Raw genomic sequence first — 22,543 nt, 5'->3', positions numbered from 1 at the left:
GATCAAATTGAGGTGCGTCCGCGAAGAAGGTCGGCCCCCTCTCCCGCTTGCGGGGGAGGGCTGGGGTGGGGGTGCCTCCGCAATGAAGAACCCCCAAGAGGAGAGAGCCCTCACCCGGCGCTTCGCGCCGACCTCTCCCGCAAGCGGGAGAGGTTGAGCAAACCCGCGGCTCCAGATGAGGACGCATGGCCAAACAGGCGGAACGGCGGGCGGCGACATCGGAGGCGATCCTGACGGCGGCGCGGCGCCTGTTTGGGACGCACGGCTTTGCCGCCACCACCATGGACGACATTGCCGAAGGCGCTTCGGTCGCCAAGGGCGCGGTCTATCATCACTTCAAGACCAAGGAATCGGTGTTCGAGGCCGTGTTCGATCAGGTCTCGCGCGACCTCGTTGCCGAGATCGACCGCACGGCACGCGCCGAGAAGGACGTGCTCGCCGCCATGGTCGCCGGCACCCAGCACTACTTCGCAGCGACCGCGAAGGGGCCGACCGGCCAGATCATCCTGCGCGACGGCCCGGCGGTGCTTGGCTGGGAACGCTGGCGCGAGATCGACGCGCAGCACTTCGGCGGCAAGATGCCGCGCGCGCTCTCCGCCGCGATGGAGGCCGGCCTGATCGCACGGCAGCCTGTCGAGCCGCTCGCGCGGCTGCTGCTCGGGGCGGTTACGGAGGCCGCGGTCGCCTGCGCCGGACGCGCCGATATCGCAAAGGCGGGCGGGGAATATGCCCGTGCGTTCAAGTCGCTGGTGGAAGCGCTGCGCGTCAAGGCATGATCGCCTTAACGCGGAGCCAGCTATGTGGGTGGTGTCGACTCCGAGTTCGCTTCACCTCTCCCGTAGGGAGAGGTCGGATCGCATCGAAGATGCGATCCGCGTGAGGGGTTACGGTCTCACTTTCCGTTGCGGCCCCTCACCCGGATTGCTACGGACGATGCTGCGCATCGCCGCGCGCAATCCGACCTCTCCCCGCCGGGGAGAGGTGAAGTCGGAAACGCCCACGCCAACAAGAAGAACAGTAGCGCATGAACGCAACTTCCTCCCTCGCACCCACCGATCCCGAATTCGACTACATCATCGTCGGCGCCGGCTCCGCCGGCTGCGTGCTCGCCAACAGGCTTTCGGCGAACGGCAAGCACAGCGTGCTGCTGCTCGAGGCCGGCCCGAAGGATTCCAACATCTGGATCCACGTCCCGCTCGGCTACGGCAAGCTGTTCAAGGAGAAGAGCGTCAACTGGATGTACCAGACCGAGCCGGAGCCCGAGCTGAAGGGTCGTCAGGTATTCCAGCCGCGCGGAAAAACGCTGGGCGGATCGAGCTCGATCAATGGCCTGCTCTATGTCCGCGGCCAGCACGAGGATTACGACCGCTGGCGCCAGCTCGGCAACACCGGCTGGGGCTATGACGACGTGCTGCCCTATTTCAAGAAGGCCGAGAACCAGTCGCGGGGCGCCGATCATTATCACGGCACGGGCGGGCCGCTGCCGGTGTCCAACATGATCGTGACCGATCCGTTGTCAAAAGCCTTCATCGATGCCGCAGTCGAGACCGGTCTGCCCTACAATCCTGATTTCAACGGTGCGACGCAGGAAGGCGTCGGCCTGTTCCAGACCACGACGCGCAACGGTCGCCGCGCCTCGACTTCGGTCGCCTATCTCGGTCCCGCGAGGGCGCGCAGCAACCTCAAAATCGAGACCTCCGCACACGCTCAGCGCATCCTGTTCGAAGGGCGCCGGGCGGTCGGCGTCGAATACCGGCAAGGCGCCTCCTTGCGCCGCGCCCGCGCGCGCAGGGAGGTGGTGCTGTCGAGCGGCGCCTACAATTCGCCGCAGCTGCTCCAGCTCTCCGGCGTCGGCCCGGGCGATCTCCTGCGCCGGCACGGCATCGATGTGGTGCTGGACGCACCGGGCGTCGGTCACGATCTGCAGGATCACATGCAGGTCCGCATCGTGATGCGCTGCTCGCAGAAGATCACGCTCAACGACACCATCAATCATCCGCTTCGCCGCACCATGGCCGGCGCGCGCTACGCGCTGTTTCGGAAGGGCTGGTTGACGATCGCAGCCGGCACCGCGGGCGCGTTCTTCAAGACCAGTCCGCGGCTGGCCTCCCCCGACATCCAGGTGCACTTCCTGCCGTTCTCGACCGACAAGATGGGCGAGAAGCTGCACGCCTTCTCCGGATTCACGGCGTCGGTGTGCCAGCTCCGGCCCGAGAGCCGCGGCACCTTGCGCATCAAGAGCGCAGACCCGGCCGTGCCGCCGGAGATCCGCATCAACTACATGTCCACCGAGACCGACCGCACCACCAATGTCGAGGGCATCAAGATCCTGCGCAAGATGTTGAACGCACCGGCGCTGAAGCCGTTCGTGGTGGACGAGTACGATCCCGGGGCGAAGGTATCCACGGACGCCGAGATCCTGGACTATTGCCGCGACCGGGGCAGCACCATCTATCATCCGACCTCGACCTGTCGTATGGGCAACGACGCGCTCGCGGTGGTCGATCAGCGGCTGAAGGTGAGGGGACTCGAAGCCTTGCGTGTCGTCGACGGCTCGATCATGCCGGATCTGGTGTCGGGGAACACCAACGCGCCGATCATCATGATCGCCGAAAAGGCCTCCGACATGATATTGGAGGATGCGCGATAAACTTCGCTGCTTGAGAGGGTTTGGACTTGGCTACGCGATTCAAGATCGGCACACGCAAGAGCGCCATGGCGCTGGCACAGACGGAAGAGATTGCGCGCCGCCTGACCGCCGCCGTGCCCGGTCTCGACGTCGAGATCGTCAAGTTCGACACCACGGGCGATCTCGACCAGACCAGCAAGCTGTTGCCGCATGGCGGCAAAGGCGGGGCCTTCGTGGCTCAGATCCGCGCCGCGGTGCTGTCGGGTGAGCTCCAGGCAGCGATGCATTCGCTGAAGGACATGCCGGGCAACGAGGACACGCCCGGCCTTGTCATCGGTGCCACGCTGTCGCGCGATCCGCCCAGCGACGCGCTGGTGCTGCGCCACGGCGTGACGTTGGAAGCGCTACGCCAGTCCCGCGGCAAAGGCTTCAAGATTGGCACCAACGCCGTCCGTCGCGCCGCCTATGCGCGGCGGTTGTTCCCGGAGGTGGAGGTGATCCATTTCCGTGGGGCCGCCGACACAAGGGTGCGGAAACTCGACAATGGCGAGAAGCAGCGCCTTCCGGATGGCGGCGCAGTCGGGCCTGCCGACGCGCTGATCATGGCGCGCTCGGGCCTGGATCGCGTCGGGCTGGCGCATCGCATCGCCTACGAATTCACCGCGGTGGAGATGCTGCCGGCGGCAGGGCAGGGCATCGTCGCGGTCGAATGTGCCGCGCAGGACTGGCAGACGCGACAGATCCTGTCGTCGATCGACGACGCCTCTGCGCACGCTTCCGCCGACGCCGAGCGCGAGGTGCTCTGGGTGCTCAACGGCCACTGCAATTCGCCGGTGGCGGGCTTCTCGACCATCACAGGCGATCAGATGTCGCTCACCGCCTCGGTGCTCGATCTCTCCGGCAACACCATCATCGAAGCCTCGCGCACCGGGTCCGCCAACCGCCCGCGCGAGCTCGGCCGCGCGGTGGGACTGGACCTGCTGACGAAGGGTGCAGCGGAGATCATCGAGCGCAGCCGGCCGCGCTAAAACCGTCAGGTCCCGCGCGCGCCGCTCAAATTGATGACAGCCTCCTATCGATTGCCGTCGCGCCGGTGTTTCACGCCGCCGACTTGAAGCGCAAATTGGCGCGCGAGAGTTGGTTGATCGAGGTGCATCCCATCAGCTTCATGTCGCGCTCGAGCTCGGCCCGCAACAGGCCGAGGGCCCGCTCGACGCCGGGCTGGCCGGCCGCCGCCAGCGGATAGAGATAGGAGCGCCCAAGACCGACGGCCTTGGCACCGAGCGAGAGCGCCTTCAGGATGTGGGTCCCGCGCTGGATGCCGCCATCCATCATCACGTCGATGCGATCGCCGACGGCGTCGACGATTTCGGCGAGTTGGTCGAAGGCGGAGCGAGAACCATCGAGCTGCCGGCCACCATGGTTCGACAGGATGATCCCGGCGCAGCCGATCTCGACCGCGCGGCGCGCATCGGCCGGCGACATGATCCCCTTTAGACAGAAAGGCCCGTTCCAGCTTCGCACCATCTCGGCGACATCGTCCCAATTCATCGACGGATCCAGCATCTCGGTGAAATACCGGCCGATCGACACCGCGCCACCGCTCATGTCGACATGCTCCTCCAGTTGCGGCAGCCTGAATCTCTCGTGGGTGACATACTGGATGCCCCATTGCGGCTTGATCACGAACTGGAGCATGCCGGCGAGCGTCAGACGGAAGGGGATACTGAATCCCGTCCGCAGGTCGCGCTCGCGATTTCCACCGGTGATGCTGTCGACCGTCAGCATCATCACCTCGACGCCGGCGTCCTTGGCGCGCTGCATCATCGCACGGTTGAGCCCGCGATCCCTGTGGAAGTAGAACTGATAGACCTGCGGCGTATCATGGGCCTTGCGCAGGTCCTCGAGGCTGACCGTGCCGAGCGAGGAGACGCCGAACATGGTGCCGTAGCGCGCCGCGGCCGCAGCGACGGCACGCTCGCCCCGATGGTGAAACAGACGCTGCAAGGCCGTCGGCGAGCAATAGAACGGCAGCGCAAGCTTCTGTCCCATGACGGTGACCGAGAGGTCGACCTCTTGCACGCCGCGCAGCACATTGGGCACGAGGTCGCATTGCTCGAAGCTCGCCGTGTTGCGGCGGTGGGTGACCTCATCGTCCGCCCCACCGTCGATGTAATCGAAGATCGGCCCGGGCAGTCGGCGACGCGCCAGCCGCCGGAAGTCGTGAAAATTGTGACACTGTGACAATCGCATCGCCAGCCCCCGATCAGGGCACGAGCAGCTTGAGCGGCCAGACATAGGCCTGGCCCAGCACCAGGATGCCGACGAGAACGACGAGCGCGAAGCTGTGGAAGAAGACGAAGCGCAGGATCGTGCCCTCGTGGCCGTACCATTTGGTGGCCGTGGACGCGACCACGATGCTCTGCGCGTCGATCATCTTGCCCATGACGCCACCGGAGCTGTTGGCGGCTGCCATAAGCACCGGACTGACGCCGATCTGTTCGGCGCTGATGCGCTGAAGTCCCCCGAACAGCACGTTCGAGGACGTATCCGACCCCGTCAGCGCGACGCCGAGCCAGCCGATCAGTGCGCCGAAGAACGGATAGAGCGTCCCGGTCTTGGCGAAGGCCAGTCCGAGCGTGGCATCCGTGCCGGAGTAGCGGGTGACGAAACCGAGCGCCAGCATGCAGGCGATGGTCGCGAGCGAGTAGCGCGTCAAATAGAGCGTGCGCGCATAAATTCGGATCAGACCGAGCGGACCGTAGCCGACCAGCAGGCCCGAAATGATCGCCGACAGGAGAATGCCGGTGCCGGCCGCCGAGAGCAGATTGAGCGCATAGACCGCGCCCTCTGCGACAGGCTTGGCCACGACCGGCGGCGCCTTCTGAACGAGGTTGTGCAGCCCGACCACGGGAAACTTGGCGACCCAGATGCCGTCGAGCCAGCTCTTCACCTGCGGCGTGCCCCAGGCGAAGACGAAGGCCGAGAAGATGAGCCAGGGCGTCCATGCCTTGGCGACAGCCGCCTTGGTGGCCTTGCCGACGGGAGCCTCGTCCGATAGCGGGGCGCCATAGCGCGCCGGCATCTCCTTCATCGCATGCCTGGGCCGCCAGACGCGCAGGAACAGCGCGAGGCTTGCCATCGAGACCACCGCGGCAATCACGTCGACCAGCCACGGGCCATGGAAGTTCGAGACCAGATATTGCGGAACGGCGAACGAGACGCCGGCCACCAGAACAGCGGGCCAGATCTCGAGCATTCGGCGGAAGCCGACGAAGGCCCAGATCAGCCAGAACGGCACCAGCAGCGAGAAGAACGGCAGCTGCCGCCCGATCATCCCGCTCAGCTCCTGGAGATCCAGTCCGGTCACCGCGCTGAGCGCGATCACGGGCGTTCCGAGGGCGCCATAGGCGACCGGCGCGGTATTGGCGATCAGCGATAGGCCGGAGGCGGCGAGCGGCGAAAAGCCAAGCCCTATCAGCATCGCGGCGGTGACCGCAACCGGCGTGCCGAACCCTGCGGCGCCCTCGAAGAACGCACCCAGCGAAAACGCGATGAAGAGCAGCTGCAGGCGGCGATCGTCACTGATCGACGACACCGAGCGTTGCAGCACCGCGAACTCGCCCTTCTCGTTCAGAAGCTGATAGAGAAAGATGATGTTGATGATGATCCAGCCGATCGGCAGGAGCCCGAAGCCCGCGCCGTAGACCGCGGCCATTCCGGCCATGCCCGCCGGCATGCCGAACGCGAACACGGCTACGCCGAGGGCGGTGACGAGGCCAATGGCCGCCGCCCAATGCGCCTTGATCTCGAAGACCGCAATCGCACTCAGCAGCACGATGACCGGCAGCGCCGCCGCGGCGGTCGAGAGCCATGGATTGTTGAAGGGGTCGTAAGCCTGGGTCCACGCCACGAAAATCTCCTCGGGTTGTCCTCATCCGCCGCCGCGCTGGTCCACGGTCTTGGGCATCGAAATTTGTCGGATATCTACCTTGGTAAAATTAATTTACCACAACTGTCAATTGGGAAATATTATTCATCGTGTATCGATGGTGGGGATGAGGCTTGACCGCCGGCGCGGAGGCGCCATACTCGCAAAGCGAATCTGCACACTGCACCAAAGGGATAGGTGCCATCTTGAGCAACGTCGTCCGGACCCCGAAAATTGCGGAAGCGATGGCCGATCACATCGAGAAGCTGATCCTCGAGGGCGTATTGCGGCCTGGAGAAAAGCTCGCCGCTGAGCGGGATCTCGCCGAGAAGCTGGAAATCTCGCGACCCTCGCTGCGCGAGGCGCTGCAGATCCTCGAAAAGCGTGGGCTGCTCGCCACCACCCGCTCGGGGACGTTCGTCGCCCAGTTCCTGTCGCCGCTGCTGCGGCCCCTCGCAACGCTGATGCAGGACAAGCCGCGTGTCACGGCCGACTATTTCGAATTTCGCAGGATTCAGGAGGCGCACGCCGCCCGCTTCGCCGCGCTACGCGCCACCGAGCTCGACCGTCAGGCGATCCGGGATTGCGCCGATCGGATGCGAAAGGCCCACAAGCTCGAAGATCCGAGCCAGGAGGGTGATGCCGACGTGGAGCTTCATCTCCTGATCTACGAGGCGAGCCACAACGTGGTGTTGCTCCACGTCATGCGCGCGCTTGCCGACCTCTTGCGCAACAACATCTTCTACAGCCGCGCGCAACTCTATTTGCGCGAGGGCGTCCGCGACCAGCTGCTGGAGCAACATCTGGCGCTCGCGGAGGCGGTGATCGCAGGCAAGACCAAGGAGGCTGAAGCGGCTGCGGCCGAGCATATCCGTTTCACCTTCGAGACGGTCGAAGAGATCAGGCGCGACGATCTCCGGCTAGAAACGTCGCTCAGCCGAGTGAATCGCAGCGATTTCCTCGCTTGACGTGACCTCTCTCCGAGCGCAGCCCGCCTCGGTAAGCCCTGCCGAAATCACGATCTGCGATGATGCGATTCTGCGCCTGTTTTGCCCGACAAGTCAAAACGCACGCGCGAGTCATGCCAGTCCAAGGTTTTCAATGACTTGGCTACTGTGCATGGGGTTGTTTTCGCACTTTTGTTTTGCCGCGCCCAAAAGGGCGAAACAAATCAGCCGCGCACGCGCCGGATCATCTGCTCGACATGGGCGATCGGCGTTTCCGGCTGGATGCCGTGGCCGAGATTGAAGATCAGCCGCCCGGCAGCAAAATTGGCCAGCACGTTGTCGACCGCGCGGTCGAGCGCGGCGCCGCCCGTGATCAGCACCAGCGGATCGAGATTGCCCTGCACCGCGACCTTGCTCTGCACCCGCTCGCGGATGAAGGCCGGCTCCGCGGTCCAGTCGATGCTGACCGCGTTGACGCCAGTCGCCTCGACATAGGCCGGCAGCAGCGCGCCGGCGCCGCGCGGGAAGCCGATGATCTTCGCGTCCGGCACCTTGGCCCTTACGCCCTCCACGATGCGCCGCGTCGGCTCGATCGACCAGCGCGCGAACTCGGTCGGCGGCAGCACGCCGGCCCAGGTATCGAAGATCTGCAACGCGTCGGCGCCGGCGGCGAGCTGTGCCAGCAGATATTGAATCGAGTTGTCGACCAGCACGTCGATGATCTCAGAGAAAGCTTCGGGATGCCGGTAGGCCATCATCCGGGCCGGCGCCTGGTCCGGCGTGCCGTGGCCCGCGACCATGTAGGTCGCCACCGTCCACGGCGCGCCGCAGAAGCCGATCAGCGCAACCTTGGGATCGAGCGCGCCGCGCACGATCTTCAGCGCCTCGAACACCGGCTCGAGCTTGCCGAAATCTGCGCGCGGCGCCAGCGTCGCCACCTTGGCCGGATCGTCGAGCGGCTCGAGCCGCGGGCCCTCGCCGACCTCGAAGCGCACCTCACGTCCGAGCGCGTAGGGGATCACCAGAATGTCGGAGAAGATGATCGCCGCGTCGAAGCCGAACTTTCGGATCGGCTGCAGCGTCACCTCGGCGGCGAGCTCCGGGTTGAAGCAGAGATCGAGGAAGCCGCCCGCCTTGGCGCGCACCTCGCGATATTCCGGCAGGTAGCGCCCGGCCTGGCGCATCATCCACATGGGCGGCACGGACTGGCGCTGGCCGGAGAGGACGTCGATGAATGGTTTCGTCGAAGACTGGGGCACGAATGGTCCTGAACAGGGTTGTGCCTCCTGATACACCGCCGCGGCCCTCAGCGGAACAGGGGAACCTGGACGATCGGGCCGCGTTGACCAGCCAATGGAGGAGATCATGGCTGAGACATTCAACCCCGCGCCGCACGACAAGCACGCCGAAGACCTGCGCGAGGCGCTCGCTGCCGATCGGCAGTCCAAGCTCGACAACGGGCTGAGGGACACGTTCCCAGCCTCCGATCCCGTGAGCGCCGCACAGCCGACGCCCTCGAAGGCCGATGCCGACGCCGAGCATCCCTCGCTCTGGGCCAAGGTTAAGGCCATCTTCAGCTAGCGGCGTCGGACGCGCCGGATTCCGCTAGGCCCGCTAATGTCCTGTTAGCGATGCGCCGATCGGCGCGTCCGTAAGACTACTGGAAACGGCGGAAACCGCCGCGTATTCCGGTAGGGATTTCAGGATTAAATAACAGAAGCAGCAGAGGTTTCCGTACGATCGGAGGACCCTGCCGCATGAGTGCTACCCAACGAGCCGGATGGAGCCGCCTGCCGCTGCGCGCGGCGGCTTTCGTCGCGCTGACCTGCGCGACCATCCTCGGCGTCAGCGGTTGGCGTGAATGGGCGGCACGCGATGCGGTGCTCAAGGGCGCCGAGACGGAGATGGCGAACGTTGCGCGTTCGCTGACCCAGCATGCCGAGGACAGCCTCGATCTCTTGGATTCCGGCGTCGTCGGCGTGGTCAGCCGGTTGGAGATGGACGGCACAGCGCCGGCCACGATCGCGAAGCTGCGCACCTTGCTGGACGCGCGCAAGAAGGCGATCGCGCGCATTCACAGCCTCGCCATCATCGACGATCAGGGCAACTGGCTGACCTCGCCCGGTACGACCGGCGCCACCTTCAGCGACGATGCTTTCTTCCGATATCACCAGCTTTCGCCGAAGCGCGAGGCCCATGTCGGCCGTCCCGTGAAGAGCCTGCTGGACGGCGAATGGGTCGTCACCCTGTCACGCCGCTTCAACAAGCAGGACGGCAGCTTCGGCGGCGTGGTGCTCGCGACCATCAGCTCGAAATATCTGTCGCATTTCTACGAGCAGTTCGAGATCGGCCGCAACAGCTCCGTGTCACTGGCGCATGGCGACGGCCTGATCGTCGCGCGCAATCCCAGCAACGGGACATTCGTCGGGCGTAGCGTCGCCGACAAGCCGCTGTTCCGCGAGCCGAGCCTGCAACGGCCGAGCGGCGCCTATCATTTCAAGTCGCCGCTGGACGGCGCCGAACGCGTCAGCTTCTTCAATCGCAGCAGCCGCTTCCCGCTCCTCCTGCTCGCCACCGTCGACAAGGACGAGTTGCTCGCGCCCTGGCGCGCGGCGGCAATCTCCCGCATGCTCTACGTGCTCGCTCTGGTGATGCTGATCGCGGTGATCGGCGGCGTGCTGGTGCGGCAGTTGCAGCGCGGCCAGCGCATGGCCGTCGCGCTGGCCGAGACGGAGGCGCATTTCCGCCTGCTGGCCGAAGGCTCCAGCGACATGGTGACCCGCATCGGCCTCGATGAGCGGCTGCGCTATGTCTCGCCCTCGTCGGTCCGCGTCGTCGGCTGGCGTCCAAATCAGCTGATCGGTTCGCCGGCCCTCGCGGGTGTCAATCCGGAGGATCTGCCGGAGGTCAAGGCGATCGTCGACGCCATGAAGCGCGGCGAGAAGGAGGAGGCGCGTCTCACCTACCGCAACTCGCACCGGCAGAACGGCGAGATCTGGCTGGAATCGACCATGCGGGTGACGCGCAAGGACGATGGCCGCGTCGACGGTGTAGTCGCGATCTCCCGCGACATCACCGAGCACAAGAAGCTGGAAACCAGACTCGAGACGCTGGCGATCGAGGACAGCCTCACCGGCCTTGCCAATCGCCGCCGCTTCGACGAGCGTCTGAAGGAGGAATGGGCGCGTGCCTATCGCGACCGCTCCAGCCTTGCCTTGCTGATGATCGACGTAGACCACTTCAAGGCCTACAACGACGAATACGGCCATCCCGCGGGCGATGCGTGCCTGCGCCTGATCGCAAAGATCATCGCGACCGAAGCGCAGCGCGTCGGCGATCTGGCCGCGCGTTATGGCGGTGAGGAATTCGCCATGCTGCTGCCGAACATCGACGCCGCCGGCTGCGCCGCGGTCGGCGAACGGATCCGCAGCGCCATTCACGAGGCCGGCCTCGCTCATGGCAGCAACCTCGTGGCTGGATGCGTCACTGCCTCGCTCGGCGGCGCAGCCTGCCGGCCGGCGTTCGAACGAACCGCGGGAGTCGCTGCGCTGGTCGAAGCTGCCGACCGGGCGCTCTATGCCGCCAAGGCCGCAGGCCGCAACCGCCTGGTGACGTCCGGCGAGGTCATGGACCTGCTGCCCAAGGCGTCCGGCCAGTAACCCGCTCAATAATGCGGCGGAGGCTCGTTGGCCGGCCCTGGCGCATTTGCCTCGGCCTCCTGCAGCCGAGCATTGAGCTCCGCGATCTGTCGCGTCAGCCTGTCGATCTGCTTCCACTGCGCGGTGATGGTCTGGTTCAACGTCTCGATCGTGTCGTCCTGATAGGCGAGACGCGTCTCCAGCGTGTCGATGCGCTCGCTCAGCGTCTTGATCTCATTCGTCACGCGTTTCGTCCTTGTTTCGCTCGCGCAAGCCGTGGCCGAGCGCCACGCGCTCGTCGAACACGAAGCATTCGCCGCGCCAGCGGCTCTGCGCCTCCGGCACCTCTTCCAGATATTTCAGAATGCCACCCTTGAGGTGATAGATCTCGGCAAAGCCGCGTGCGAGCAGATGCGCGCTCGCCTTCTCGCAGCGGATGCCGCCGGTGCAGAACATCGCGATCCTGCGGTGCCGTGCCGGATCGAGCTGCTCGGCGGCAAAGTCCTTGAACTGCCCGAAGCTCGTGATGCCGGGATCGACCGCGCCCTCGAACGTCCCCATCGCGACCTCGAAGGCGTTGCGGGTGTCGAGCACGAGCGTGTCGGGTGCCGCGATCAGCGCGTTCCATTCGCGCGCATCGACATAGGTGCCGACCTGGCGGGTCGGATCGGCGGCCGCATCGCCCAGCGTGACGATCTCCTTCTTCAGCCGCACCTTCAGCCGTCCGAACGGCATCGCCTCCGCAGCGGAGAATTTCAATTCGAGATTGTTCAGCCTGCCGCCGAACATGTCGCCCTGTGCGAGCTCACGAGCGAAGGCGTCGATCGCCTCCGCTGCGCCGGCGATCGTGCCGTTGATGCCCTCCTGCGCCAGCAGCACGCTGCCCTTCAGCCCAAGTCCGGCGCAGCAAGCGCGCAGCGGCTCGCGCAGCTCGCGGTAATCCGGGAGGGCGACGAATTGATAGAAGGCGCAGACCGTGTAAGCCGTTTTCATGGCCGCTCGTTTAGCAGGCGGCCGGCGCCCGGAAAACCCGCATCGCGAAAGCCGGAAAAAGGTCTATACGCCCAGCGGATGGCTGCCATTTTCCTGGTATGCCAGCATTGCCCCGCCGGGCGGGAATGTGTCATGTAGACGCGGTTTTCGAGATGGCGCGCCCATCGCGCCGACGGCCAAGAGAGCAAGACATTCGATGAGAAACTTCCATTTCCCCGGCAGGTCCACGGTCCACGCCACCAACGCGATGGTGGCGACCTCGCATCCGCAGGCCTCGCTCGCCGCGATCGAGGTGCTGCGCGAGGGCGGCACCGCGGTGGACGCGGCGGTCGCCGGCTCGGCCCTGCTCGGCGTGATCGAGCCGCAATCGACCGGCATCGGCGGGGATTGCTTTGCGCTGATCCAGCCGCGGGGCGAGGGCAAGATCGTCGCCTATAACGGCTCCGGCCGCGCGCCGAAGGCGGCGAATGCCGACTGGTATCTCGAGCGCAAGATCAACTCCGTGCCGCTCACCTCGGCGCATGCGGTCTCGATCCCCGGCGTGATCGACGCCTTTGCCACCGTGCTGCGCGATCACGGCAAGTTCGGTTTCGACCGGCTGCTGCAGCCTGCGATCAAGGCGGCCGAGGAAGGTTATGTCGTCGCGCCCCGCATCGCCTTCGACTGGAAGAACCAGTTCGAGAAGCTGAAGAATGGCACCAACACCGTGCGCTATTTGTTGCCGGGCGGCCAGCCGCCGGTCGCAGGCGACGTCATCCGCCAGGCCGAGCTCGGCAAGACGCTGCGCGCGATCGCCAAGAACGGACGCGACGCCTTCTACAAGGGCGAGATCGCGGAGGACATGGTCGAGACCCTCAGGGGCATCGGTGGCCTGCACACGCTCGACGATTTCGCCGTGCACACGACCGAAGTGACCACGCCGATCGGCACCATGTACAAGGGCTACGACGTCTGGCAGTGCCCGCCGAACGGCCCGGGCGTCACCGCGCTCTTGATGCTCAACATCCTGTTGCGCTTCGATCTGACCAAGTATGCGCCAGTGAGCGTCGAGCGCTTCCATCTCGAGGCGGAAGCGGCACGCATCGCCTACATGAACCGCGAGATGCATGTTGCCTCGCCTGCGCACATGAAGATCAACGTCGCCGAGATGCTCGAGAAGGGCTTTGCCGACGAGTACATCAGCAAGATCCGCATGGACGGCATGCTCGACCTGCCGAACGTCGCGCCGCCGATGAATCCCTCGACCATCTACATCACGGTCGTAGACAAGGACCGCAACGTCTGCTCGTTCATCAACTCGGTTGCGCATTCCTTCGGCTCGGCGATCGTCTCGAACAAGACCGGTGTCTTGTTCCAGAATCGCGCCGGCGGCTTCCGCATCCAGCCGGGCCATCCCAACTGCATCGAAGGCGGCAAGCGCCCGCTGCACACGATCATGCCGGGCCTGCTCACCAAGGGCGGCCGTTCCACGATGTCGTTCGCGGTCATGGGCGGCCAGTACCAGCCGACCGGCCAGACTCACCTCCTGACCAACATCCTCGACTACGGCTGCGACGTGCAGGAGGCGATCGACATGCCGCGCGGTCTGCACTACGAGGGCCAGTATCAGCTCGAGGACAGCGTGCCGGCCGACATCGTCGAGGGCCTGAAGAAGCTCGGCCACAAGACGACCAGCGTGGTCGGCCCGCTCGGCGGCGCCCAGGCGATCTGGATCGATTGGGACAAGGGCACGCTGACCGGCGGCTCCGATCCGCGCAAGGACGGCTGCGCGCTGGGTTATTGATCGGCCGCGCAGTTCCCCACGCGAGATCAGGAAAAGTTGACGAAGGGCGGCGCGGCATTTGCTGTGCCGCCCTTCTCTCATTCGGAACTGCACTCATTGCTTCCGGTTAAGGGGCGATGAGCGGTGCAGGCGTGCGCTGCTTTAATCTAGCAGATCAGCGGCGGAGGCCTGCCATGCCCGACAAACCAGGTTCCAGATCATCCGGATTCGACCGGCGCGCCTTCATCACCGGTGCGGCTGGCAGCGCGCTGATCCCAATGACAGCGCGCGCCGCATCGGAGGAGGCGCGGGCACCGGCGGCGCAGGATCCCTCGCTTCCCGTCGAGGTCACGCTGCGCGTCAACGGCAAGGACAAGCGCCTGAGCATCGATGCGCGCGCCACGGTGCTCGATGCCTTACGCGAACATCTCAAGCTCACCGGCAGCAAGAAGGGCTGCGACCACGGCCAGTGCGGCGCCTGCACGGTGCTGATCGACGATCGCCGCGTGGTGTCGTGCCTGACGCTGGCCCTCGCCGCCGAAGGGCAGGAGATCACGACCATCGAAGGCCTCGCCACCGACGACCGCTTGCACCCGATGCAGCAGGCCTTCATCGACCATGATGCGTTCCAGTGCGGCTATTGCACGCCCGGTCAGATCATGTCGGCGATCGCGTGCGTGAAGGAGGGCCATGCCGGCAGCGAGGCCGACATCCGCGAATACATGAGCGGCAACATCTGCCGCTGCGCCGCCTATCCCAACATCGTCGCCGCCGTGAAGCAGGCCGCGCCCGAGATCATGAAAGGCTAGGCGCATGCGACCGTTTTCGTACCAGAGAGCATCAGACCCCGACATGGCCGTGCGAGCGCTCGGCGCCGCCGCGGCTGCCAACGATCCGCTGACGAAGGCGTCGGTGCAGCCGCTTGCCGGCGGCACCACGCTGATCGATCTGATGAAGCTCGACGTGATGCGGCCCACTGCGATCCTCGACATCAATCCGCTGGCCAACGCCTGGTCGGCGATCGCCCCAGGCGACGATGGCTTGCGCCTCGGCGCGCTGGCAAGGATGTCCGACGTCGCCGCGCATGCCGAGATCCAGCGCAGCTATCCGGTGATCGCGGATTCGCTGAAGCTCGCCGCCAGCGCCCAGCTGCGCAACATGGCAACGCTCGGCGGCAACGTGATGCAGCGGACGCGCTGCAACTACTTTCGCGATGTCTCTTATGAGAACTGCAACAAGCGCAATCCCGGCTCCGGCTGTGCCGCAATGGATGGTATCAACCGCATGCATGCGGTGCTCGGCGTCTCCGAACATTGCGTCGCGACCTATCCCGGCGATTTCGCGCAGGCGCTGATCGCGCTCGATGCGATGGTCGAGATCACCGGCAAGGCCGGTACGCGCAGCATGCCGTTCGCGCAGCTTCACAAGGCGCCGGGCAGCACGCCTGATATCGAGACTGCGCTTCAGCCCGGCGAGCTGATCTCGGCATTCTCGATTTCCGGCCGCTGGCCGCGCTCGGTGTATCTCAAGACGCGCGACCGGCAATCCTTCGAATTCGCACTGTCATCAGCTGCGATAGCGCTCGACGTCCGGGATGGCACGATTCGGGACGCACGCGTCGCGCTCGGCGGCGTCGCCACCGTGCCCTGGCGCGCGCGTGAGGCGGAGGCGCTGTTGAAGGGACAGAAGTTCGACGAAGCGCTGGCACAGCGCGTCGCCGAGGCCGCCTTTGCTGATGCCCGCGGCCGCCGGCACAACGGCTTCAAGATCGCGCTCGGCAAGCGTGTGGTGGCACGCGCGCTCCAGCAGGCCGTAACGATGGAGATCTGATCATGACCGCTGCAGCTCCCGGGCCCAAGACGAATATGGGGCAGCCCGTGCCGCGCTATGATGCGGCCGCAAAGGTCACGGGGCGGGCGACCTATGCCTCCGATATGCCGCTGGACAATCCGGCCTACGCGTTCCTGGTCACCAGTGCCATCGCCAAGGGCCGCATCGACCGCTTCGAGTTTGACGATGCCAAGCGCGTCCGCGGCGTGATCGACATCGTCACGCACGAGAACGCCCCGAAGCTGAAGGACTCGAAGCTGTTCAGCAATGGCGGCTATGCCGGCACCACGATCCAGCCGCTGAAATCGGCCGAGATCGCCCATGACGGCCAGATCATAGCCGTGGTGGTCGCGGAGAGTTACGAGGCCGCGCGCGAGGCGGCCAACCGCGTCAAGGTCAGCTACACGGCTGCTGCACCCAGCGCGACCTTCGATTCGCCGGGGACGACGACAGCCGCCGCGAAAGGACAAAACTCGCAGTTCAAGGAAGACCCGAAGATCGGTGATTTCGCCACGGCGTTCGATGCGGCCGAGGTCAAGCTCATCGCCTCCTACGAGACGCCGACGCAGCATCACAATCCGATGGAGCTGTTCACGACCAGCTGCGCCTGGATGGGCGACCATCTCGTCATCTACGAGGGCAGCCAGTATGTCTATGGCCTGAAGAACGGCGTGGCCGAGCAGCTCGGCATCGACGCCGACAAGGTGCGCGTGGTCAATCCCTATGTCGGCGGCGGATTTGGTTCGCGGGGCTCGATGACACCGCGGACCGCCATCATCGCCGCCATTGCCAAGCGCCTGAACCGCCCCATCAAGCTGGTCCCGACCCGCGACCAGGGCTTCACCATCGCGACCTACCGCGCCGAGACGCGGCATGAGATCAAGCTTGGTGCCAGCCGGGACGGCAAGCTGGTCGCTTTGAGGCATGAGGGGACTGAAGTCTCCTCGCGCCCCGATGCCTATTGCGTCGGCGGCACCAAGACCACGACACGGCTCTATGCCTGTCCGAACGTGGACAGCCTGGTCTCGATCGTGCGCGCCGATCGCAACACGCCCGGCTTCATGCGGTCGCCCCCGGAGGTGCCGTATCTGTTCGCGCTGGAGAGCGCGCTGGACGAGCTCGCCGTCAAACTGAACATGGATCCGGTCGAGCTTCGCCGTATCAACGACGCCACCAGGGATCCCATTGACGGCAAGCCCTACACGTCGCGATCGCTCATGGCGTGCTTCGACGAAGCCGCCAGGGCGTTCGGCTGGTCGCAGCGATCGCCACAACCGAAGTCGATGTCCGATGGCGACTGGTTGATCGGCTACGGCTGCGCTGCCACCTGCTATCCGACGGCGATGGCGCCGTCCGCCGCACGCGTGCGACTGCAGCGCGACGGCCGCACTCGCGTCGAGATCGCCGGCCACGAGATCGGCACCGGCGCCTACACCGTCATCGCCCAGACTGCGGCCGAGCGGCTCGGCGTGCCACTGGAGAAGGTCGCGGTCTTCATGGGCGACAGCGACTTGCCGCCCGCGCCGGTTGCCGGCGGCTCCAACTCGACCGCCAGCACCTGCTCGGCCGTGATGATGGTGTGCGATCAGATCCGACAGCGCCTGCTCAAGGCGGTGATGCCGAGCGACAGCCTCGCCGACAAGGCCAAGGAGACCGTCGGCATCAGCCCGGCACCGTCGACCCAGGCGGCCAAGGGCGATCGTCCGCTCGATATCGAGAAGGCGTTCGATGCGCTCGGCGTCGGCGTGGTCGAAGAATATGGCGAGTGGAAGCCGGAAGGCGCGCCGATGGACTCCTTCCGCGCCATGCACAATGGGCAGGTACGGCTGGTCGGCGGCCACCAAATGAAGGACAAGATCGCCTACGCCTTCGGCGCCGAATTCGTCGAGGTCCGCGTCAATCGCTTCACGCACGAGATCCGCTGCCCCCGCCTGGTCGGCGCGTTCGCGGCAGGCAGGATCATGAATCCGCGCACCGCACGCAGCCAGCTCATGGGTGGCCTGATCTGGGGCATGTCCTCGGCGTTGCTGGAAGCCACCGAGATCGATGACCGCTATGCGCGCTACGTCAACGACAATCTTGCCGATTACCTCCTGCCCGTGAATGCCGATGTGCCCGGCGTCGAGGTGATCATGCTGTCCGAGCAGGACGATCATATCAATCCGGTGGGCGCAAAGGGCCTCGGCGAGCTCGCCAATGTCGGCACCAATGCGGCGATCTGCAACGCGATCTATCACGCCACCGGCCAGCGCATCCGCAAGCTGCCGGTGCGGCTGGAAAATATCGAGGTCTAAAGGGGTGGAAACGGCGACCGCCTTGGGTTAGACACCTCCCGCCTCAAACGGAAGGTGTTTAATGCAGCGTTTCCAGCGCGCGCTCCTCGCCCTGATGTCGGCACTCGCGATCACCGTGATCGCCAGCGTGTCGCATTTCGTTTCCACCACGGCCTCGGCCCAGACCGCAGGAAAGACCATGACCACAGCTTCAGGCTTGCAGATCATCGACTCCACCGTCGGCACCGGTGCCTCGCCGCAGCCCGGCCAGATCTGCGTGATGCACTACACCGGCTGGCTCTATGAGAACGGCCAGAAGGGCAAGAAATTCGACTCGTCGGTCGACCGCAAGGAGCCGTTCGAGTTTCCGATCGGCAAGGGCCGCGTCATCGCCGGCTGGGACGAGGGCGTCGCCTCGATGAAGGTCGGCGGCAAGCGCACGCTGATCATCCCGCCGCAGCTCGGCTATGGTGCCCGCGGTGCCGGCGGCGTGATCCCGCCGAACGCGACGCTGATGTTCGACGTGGAATTGCTCGCGGTGAAGTGACGGCACAACAAAAAGACCGGCCTTGCGGCCGGTCTTTTCATTTTCAATCTTACGCGCGTCACTCCGCGGCGCGGCGAGCCGCAGCGGCGGCGCGATCCATCGCATCCTTTGCGGCGTCCTTGGCATCGCCCATGGCCTGCTGGCCCTTGCCCTTCACTTCCTGCACGACGCCCTCGCCCTTCATGCGATCGGATCCGGTGGCTTCACCGACGCCCTGCTTGGCCTTGCCGATCGCCTCGTTGGCGGCGCCCTTGATATTGTCGGTCGTGCTGCCCATGAAAATCTCCTTTCGAGTTGCTTGGAATGACAACTCTGGGCGGCTACGAGGGTTCCGATTTTGGTATGGCTTGCGGCTGCGGCTTTGGGTTAGTTTGCCGCGCACGGAACCAACAGAAAGCAAGTCCCATGACCGGCCATGACCATTCGCATTCCCACCATGACCATGGTCATCATCATGATGACCGCTGGAAACATGACGGCGTTCGCGTCATTCCCGGCAATCAGCTCGATACCAATGTGCCGTCGACAGCGGGCATGGACCGTGCAGCCGCGATCAATTTCGCCCGCGTCGGCGCCCAGAAATTGTGGGCGGGCACCGTCAGCATCAAGCCGGACGCCAAGACCGGCGCGCATCACCACGGCCATCTCGAAAGCGTCATCTACGTCGTGAAGGGCAAGGCGCGCATGCGTTGGGGCGAGAGCCTGCAGTTCACCGCGGAGGCCGGCCCCGGCGATTTCATCTTCGTCCCGCCTTACGTGCCGCATCAGGAGATCAATGCCAGCCCGGACGAGGTGCTGGAATGCGTGCTGGTGCGCAGCGACGGCGAGGCGGTGGCGATCAACCTCGACATCGAGCCGGTCGAGAAGCCCGAGACCGTGCTATGGATCGACCCGGTGCACCGCGATCCCAACGAGAAGAAGTAAGACCCTTCAGGGGGCGGGGGCGGTGCGACAGACCCCGCGGATCGGGGTCAAAAAAATTGTCGGAAGCGGTGTCGGATAGCGGCCTGGCCGTCCGTCCTTGGGCAGAACCCCGCCAAGGAGCTTCCGATGCCCAAGATGATCTTCGTCAACCTGCCGGTGACCGACCTCAAGCGCGCGACCGCCTTCTACGAGGCCGTCGGCGCGGTCAAGAACCCGCAATTCAGCGACGACACCGCGAGCTGCATGGTCTTTTCCGAGACCATCTTCGCCATGCTGCTGACCCACGACAAATTCCGCCAGTTCACGCCGAAGCCGATCGCGGACGCCAGGACCTCGAACCAGGTGCTGTTTTGCCTGTCCGCGGACAGCCGCAACGAGGTCGACGAGATCGTCGGCAAGGCGGAGGCGGCGGGCGGGGTGGCCGATCCCGGCCCGAAGGACGAATACAGCTTCATGTACGGCCGCAGCTTCGAGGATCCGGACGGGCACATGTGGGGCGTGAACTGGATGGATCTTGCGGCCGCCCCTCTGCAGCCCGACTTGGCGAACGCCTGAGCAGACACCCATAGACCTCACGAGGAGCATTCATCATGTCCAAGCTCGTGCCCTGCATGTGGTTCAACGGCGATGCGGAGGACGCTGCAAAATTCTACGTCTCGCTGGTCCCGAATTCGGCGATCACGCACGTTCAGCGCAACGTTGCGGATGGCCCGTCCGGCAAGGAAGGCTCCGTGCTCGTCGTCGAGTTCACGGTGGCCGGGCAGCCGCTGGCCGCGCTCAATGGCGGCATGAAGATGGAATACACCCATGCGATCTCGCTGATGATCCATTGCGACGACCAGGCCCAGGTCGACAGCGTCTGGAACGCGTTCCTCGCCCATGGCGGCAAGGCGGAGCAGTGCGGCTGGCTGAGGGATCGCTGGGGCGTGGCCTGGCAGGTCGTGCCGAAGGTGATGTTCGAGTTCCTGTCGAGCCCCGACAAGGCCGCAGCCGCGCGCGCGATGCAGGCGATGATGAAGATGGTGAAGCTGGACGTCGAAGTGTTGCGGCGCGCGTTCGAAGGCAAGTCGGCGGCGTGAGCCTGATTCTCTCGCCATTCGATCGGTGTCATCGCCCGGCTTGACCGGGCGATCCAGTACTCCGAGACGGAGAGGCCGCGGCGTACTGGATGCCCCGGTCAAGCCGGGGCATGACAGCCGGTGTGAGGTGAGACCTCGCCGCTAATAATTGATCCTCAGCCCCACGCCGCCATGGATCGTGTTGCCGACCGGCTGCGGGCCAAGCGTGCCGTTGGCGAAGAGGTCCACGATCCAGCCCTTCTGCACGCGAAAGCCGAGGCGGCCGCCATATTCGAACCAGCCCTGGTTGCCGATGGTCGGGACCACCATGCCCTGGCCGGTCACGGTGGCGACGATGCCGCTGTGGCTGGCGAACGACTGCACCCAGCCGCCATTGATGTTGGTCTCGATGTTGCTGCCGAACAGATGCGTCCACTGGCCGCCGATCTTGACCAGGCTGGTGCGGTCGGTGCCATCAGCGATGCTGGCGTCGAACGGATTGAATGCCACCGCGCTGTCGCTATAGCCGGAGACGCGTTGCCAGAGCTGCCAGACCTCGATCGAGGCCGCGACCTCGTCGCGCGGCGAGAGGCGGCTCATCCAGCCGGCGCGGCCGTAGACGGCGTAGTTGGACGCGTTGGTCGAGCTCGTCACGCTCACCGGGCCGAGACTGGTGTCGTAGCTGCGCGTGTAGCGCGCCTTCTCCCACGGCGTCAGGATCGCGCCGACGTCGAAGAACGGGCGCGACGAGCCCCAGTCGGTGAAGTCATAGCGCAGCGCGAAAGCGCCGATCGGTGCGCTCGTGATCTTGTAGCCGCCCTCGTTGTAATGCGTGTAGGCGATGCCGGCGAGCAGCGACAAATTATTGGTCAGCTCCTTGCGGCCGTGGATGCCGGCCGAGAACGAGCCGGCGGAGCCGAACGCGCTGATGCAGTCGCCGCAATTGATCTGCTCGTTGACGCCGAGCAGCACCGTGCCGAGCACCCGGTTGGTGATCATCTGGTTGAAGCGCTGATCCGCGAGGCCGCCGATCGAATTGCCGCTGGAATCCGCGCCGGTCGGTGACGGAGTTGGAATTGGCGTGGACGAGGGAGAAGGAGACGGCGAGGGGCTTGGCGAGGGCGACGGCGACTGAGCTGCGGCCGAACCGATGCCGAGCGCGGCCGAGCAGAATGCAAAGGCGACAAGGAACGCCGCCCGCATCGCGAACTGTTTTGCCCGGTTCAACATAGTCACCGCCCGCACAGCATGCCGTCGTCCTGGACGGCGGGCGTGATGGTCGGCGAGGCGCCGGCGTACTGGTTGACCGTGCATAACCCGGCGCTCGCGGCGCAATTGGCGGCGAATGTCCAGGGCGGCGTGTTGGTCTTGGTGATGCTCACCTTGCCGCCGGTCGAGGTGATGATGGCGGTGTCGCCGGGCTGGGTGAGTTGCACGCACTGGCCGCTCTTCGTGCAGACGCTGGCCGCGCCGTCCTGAAGCACGACGACGGAGCGCCCGCGCTGCGAGAGAATGTCGAGGGTGGTGCCGCGCACGCCGATGGTGGCGAGCGGCGTCGTGATCTTGTAGGCGGCCTTGTCGGAGTGTCCGGTGACGAAGCGGAAGGCGCCGGTGGTCATGCGGATCGCGACGTCGCGATAGCTGCGCTCGTCGTTGAAGACGGTGCGATCGAGCTTCAGCGTGGCGCTCGGGCCGAGCGACAGGTTGGTGCTGTCGGCCATCACGAAACGTGCCGCGCTGTCGGCGCCGGTCCGCACGGTCTCGTCGCGCAGCATGCTGTCGCCGACATTGATCGGCGTCGTGGTCGCGGCGACGCGCACCACTTCGTTCTGGATCACGACGGCCTCGCCGACGCGCGTCTGCGCCTTGACGCCGGACGCCGCGCAGATTGCGGCCGTGAGCAGTGTGGGTAAAAGCCAAAAACGCAAATTCATTTCGCAACCGATCGATGTGTCCCTGATCGTACCGGATCGCGCGCGCTTCTGATGTGGCGGAATTATCACAAGCGGCG

22 protein-coding genes are annotated in these 22,543 nt (G+C 65.3%); 14 read left to right on the top strand and 8 right to left on the bottom strand.

Annotated elements, in window-relative coordinates:
- The first annotated feature begins 185 nt into the window (after positions 1-185).
- From ACNJYA_RS32170 to hemC, 3 genes are all read left to right on the top strand, one after another.
- On the top strand, positions 186-776 hold the full coding sequence (locus ACNJYA_RS32170) for a TetR/AcrR family transcriptional regulator (RefSeq protein WP_439401336.1): 591 nt from the start codon (positions 186-188) through the stop codon (positions 774-776).
- Positions 777-1,024: 248 nt separating this feature from the next.
- The gene (locus ACNJYA_RS32165; RefSeq protein ID WP_439401335.1) at positions 1,025-2,650 is read left to right on the top strand and encodes a GMC family oxidoreductase; all 1,626 of its coding nucleotides are present in this window, start codon (positions 1,025-1,027) and stop codon (positions 2,648-2,650) included.
- Positions 2,651-2,676: 26 nt separating this feature from the next.
- Positions 2,677-3,657: a hydroxymethylbilane synthase gene (gene hemC, locus ACNJYA_RS32160; protein WP_439401334.1), complete on the top strand. Its 981-nt coding sequence runs from the start codon at positions 2,677-2,679 to the stop codon at positions 3,655-3,657.
- 70 nt (positions 3,658-3,727) lie between these two features.
- On the opposite strand, the gene ACNJYA_RS32155 is transcribed toward hemC, so the two are convergent.
- Positions 3,728-4,882: an alpha-hydroxy acid oxidase gene (locus tag ACNJYA_RS32155; RefSeq protein ID WP_439401333.1), complete on the bottom strand. Its 1,155-nt coding sequence runs from the start codon at positions 4,880-4,882 to the stop codon at positions 3,728-3,730.
- Positions 4,883-4,895: 13 nt separating this feature from the next.
- The gene (locus ACNJYA_RS32150) at positions 4,896-6,542 is read right to left on the bottom strand and encodes an L-lactate permease (protein WP_439401332.1); all 1,647 of its coding nucleotides are present in this window, start codon (positions 6,540-6,542) and stop codon (positions 4,896-4,898) included.
- 224 nt (positions 6,543-6,766) lie between these two features.
- Between ACNJYA_RS32150 and ACNJYA_RS32145 the strand changes: the two genes are divergently transcribed.
- Positions 6,767-7,528 (top strand): FCD domain-containing protein, encoded by a 762-nt coding sequence (locus ACNJYA_RS32145; protein ID WP_439401331.1) that lies wholly within the window; start codon positions 6,767-6,769, stop codon positions 7,526-7,528.
- Positions 7,529-7,731: 203 nt separating this feature from the next.
- Here the strand turns inward: ACNJYA_RS32145 and hemE are convergent, their stop codons facing one another.
- Entirely contained in the window at positions 7,732-8,766 is a 1,035-nt protein-coding gene (hemE, locus tag ACNJYA_RS32140; protein WP_439401330.1) for a uroporphyrinogen decarboxylase, read from the bottom strand.
- A 106-nt stretch (positions 8,767-8,872) separates the two neighbouring features.
- Between hemE and ACNJYA_RS32135 the strand changes: the two genes are divergently transcribed.
- Positions 8,873-9,088, top strand: a complete 216-nt coding sequence (locus tag ACNJYA_RS32135) for a hypothetical protein (protein WP_172785832.1) — start codon at positions 8,873-8,875, stop codon at positions 9,086-9,088.
- A gap of 176 nt (positions 9,089-9,264) precedes the next feature.
- A complete protein-coding gene (locus tag ACNJYA_RS32130) occupies positions 9,265-11,166 on the top strand; it encodes a diguanylate cyclase (RefSeq protein ID WP_439401329.1) in 1,902 nt (633 codons plus the stop codon).
- A 5-nt stretch (positions 11,167-11,171) separates the two neighbouring features.
- Here the strand turns inward: ACNJYA_RS32130 and ACNJYA_RS32125 are convergent, their stop codons facing one another.
- Positions 11,172-11,390 (bottom strand): SlyX family protein, encoded by a 219-nt coding sequence (locus tag ACNJYA_RS32125; RefSeq protein ID WP_197955420.1) that lies wholly within the window; start codon positions 11,388-11,390, stop codon positions 11,172-11,174.
- Positions 11,380-12,138: an oxygen-dependent tRNA uridine(34) hydroxylase TrhO gene (trhO, locus tag ACNJYA_RS32120; RefSeq protein WP_439401328.1), complete on the bottom strand. Its 759-nt coding sequence runs from the start codon at positions 12,136-12,138 to the stop codon at positions 11,380-11,382. The genes ACNJYA_RS32125 and trhO overlap by 11 nt, the downstream gene beginning before the upstream one ends.
- 196 nt (positions 12,139-12,334) lie before the next feature.
- Here trhO and ggt point away from each other — a divergent pair, with 196 nt between their 5' ends.
- From ggt to ACNJYA_RS32095, 5 genes are all read left to right on the top strand, one after another.
- Entirely contained in the window at positions 12,335-13,921 is a 1,587-nt protein-coding gene (gene ggt, locus ACNJYA_RS32115; protein ID WP_439401327.1) for a gamma-glutamyltransferase, read from the top strand.
- A gap of 173 nt (positions 13,922-14,094) precedes the next feature.
- Positions 14,095-14,709, top strand: coding sequence for a (2Fe-2S)-binding protein (locus ACNJYA_RS32110; protein ID WP_439401326.1), 615 nt, complete (start codon positions 14,095-14,097; stop codon positions 14,707-14,709).
- Positions 14,710-14,752: 43 nt separating this feature from the next.
- A complete protein-coding gene (locus ACNJYA_RS32105; RefSeq protein ID WP_439401325.1) occupies positions 14,753-15,730 on the top strand; it encodes an FAD binding domain-containing protein in 978 nt (325 codons plus the stop codon).
- A gap of 2 nt (positions 15,731-15,732) precedes the next feature.
- A complete protein-coding gene (locus tag ACNJYA_RS32100) occupies positions 15,733-18,024 on the top strand; it encodes a xanthine dehydrogenase family protein molybdopterin-binding subunit (RefSeq protein WP_439401324.1) in 2,292 nt (763 codons plus the stop codon).
- Between the two features lie 61 nt (positions 18,025-18,085).
- Positions 18,086-18,550 carry an FKBP-type peptidyl-prolyl cis-trans isomerase gene (locus ACNJYA_RS32095; protein ID WP_036013901.1) on the top strand — a complete coding sequence of 155 codons (465 nt, stop codon included), beginning with the start codon at positions 18,086-18,088 and terminating at the stop codon, positions 18,548-18,550.
- Between the two features lie 58 nt (positions 18,551-18,608).
- On the opposite strand, the gene ACNJYA_RS32090 is transcribed toward ACNJYA_RS32095, so the two are convergent.
- Positions 18,609-18,827 (bottom strand): CsbD family protein, encoded by a 219-nt coding sequence (locus tag ACNJYA_RS32090; protein WP_439401323.1) that lies wholly within the window; start codon positions 18,825-18,827, stop codon positions 18,609-18,611.
- Positions 18,828-18,955: 128 nt separating this feature from the next.
- On the opposite strand from ACNJYA_RS32090, the gene ACNJYA_RS32085 reads away from it, so the two are divergent.
- From ACNJYA_RS32085 to ACNJYA_RS32075, 3 genes are all read left to right on the top strand, one after another.
- Positions 18,956-19,474: a cupin domain-containing protein gene (locus ACNJYA_RS32085; protein ID WP_128262978.1), complete on the top strand. Its 519-nt coding sequence runs from the start codon at positions 18,956-18,958 to the stop codon at positions 19,472-19,474.
- Positions 19,475-19,600: 126 nt separating this feature from the next.
- The gene (locus ACNJYA_RS32080) at positions 19,601-20,029 is read left to right on the top strand and encodes a VOC family protein (protein WP_172785841.1); all 429 of its coding nucleotides are present in this window, start codon (positions 19,601-19,603) and stop codon (positions 20,027-20,029) included.
- Positions 20,030-20,064: 35 nt separating this feature from the next.
- Positions 20,065-20,553: a VOC family protein gene (locus tag ACNJYA_RS32075; protein WP_439401322.1), complete on the top strand. Its 489-nt coding sequence runs from the start codon at positions 20,065-20,067 to the stop codon at positions 20,551-20,553.
- A gap of 141 nt (positions 20,554-20,694) precedes the next feature.
- Here ACNJYA_RS32075 and ACNJYA_RS32070 read toward each other — a convergent pair whose 3' ends face one another.
- Complete coding sequence (locus ACNJYA_RS32070; RefSeq protein ID WP_439403498.1) at positions 20,695-21,735, bottom strand: hypothetical protein; 1,041 nt, start codon at positions 21,733-21,735, stop codon at positions 20,695-20,697.
- 29 nt (positions 21,736-21,764) lie between these two features.
- On the bottom strand, positions 21,765-22,466 hold the full coding sequence (locus tag ACNJYA_RS32065; RefSeq protein ID WP_439401321.1) for a FecR family protein: 702 nt from the start codon (positions 22,464-22,466) through the stop codon (positions 21,765-21,767).
- Between the last annotated feature and the right edge of the window lie 77 nt (positions 22,467-22,543).

The organism is Bradyrhizobium sp. BLXBL-01, from assembly GCF_051853025.1.
Lineage (GTDB): Bacteria > Pseudomonadota > Alphaproteobacteria > Rhizobiales > Xanthobacteraceae > Bradyrhizobium.
Note: the sequence above shows the minus strand (reverse complement) of the source record. Positions and strands in the feature narration are given on the sequence as shown.